The sequence below is a fragment of the Nonomuraea sp. B10E15 genome, assembly GCF_039871615.1.
Classification (GTDB): domain Bacteria; phylum Actinomycetota; class Actinomycetes; order Streptosporangiales; family Streptosporangiaceae; genus Nonomuraea.
The window spans coordinates 1-626 of sequence record NZ_JBDPMB010000072.1 but is presented as its reverse complement, the minus strand read 5'-3'; the positions used below and the strand labels follow the sequence as shown (position 1 = coordinate 626).

At 68.2% G+C, this 626-nt stretch carries 1 pseudogene; it reads left to right on the top strand.

The annotated features are described in order from the left end of the window. A pseudogene (locus ABGB14_RS50020) lies at positions 1 to 626 on the top strand (DNA-directed RNA polymerase subunit beta); the annotation flags it as partial.

Here is a 626-nt window from a genome sequence, read left to right as displayed (position 1 = left end):
CCCCCTACCGCAAGGTGGTCGACGGCAAGGTCACCGACCAGATCGACTACCTCACCGCCGACGAGGAAGACCGTTTCGTCAAGGCGCAGGCCAACACGGTGCTCAACCCCGACGGGTCGTTCGCCGACTCCCGGGTCCTCGTGCGCACCAAGGGCGGCGAGACCGAGCTCGCCCGTGCCGAGGAGGTCGACTACATCGACGTGTCGCCGCGCCAGATGGTGTCGGTGGCCACGGCGATGATCCCCTTCCTCGAGCACGACGACGCCAACCGCGCTCTCATGGGCTCCAACATGCAGCGCCAGTCGGTGCCGCTGCTCAAGAGCGAGGCGCCGCTGGTCGGCACCGGCATGGAATACCGCGCCGCGACCGACGCCGGCGACGTCATCAGCGCCGAGAAGGCGGGCGTGGTCGAGGAGGTCTCGGCCGACTACGTCACCGTCATGAACGACGACGGCACCCGCACCACCTACCGCGTCGCCAAGTTCAAGCGCTCCAACCAGGGCACCTCGTTCAACCAGAAGCCCATCGTCGCCGAGGGCGACCGGGTCGAGGTCAACCAGGTGATCGCCGACGGGCCGTGCACCGACCAGGGTGAGATGGCGCTCGGCAAGAACCTCCTGGTGGCG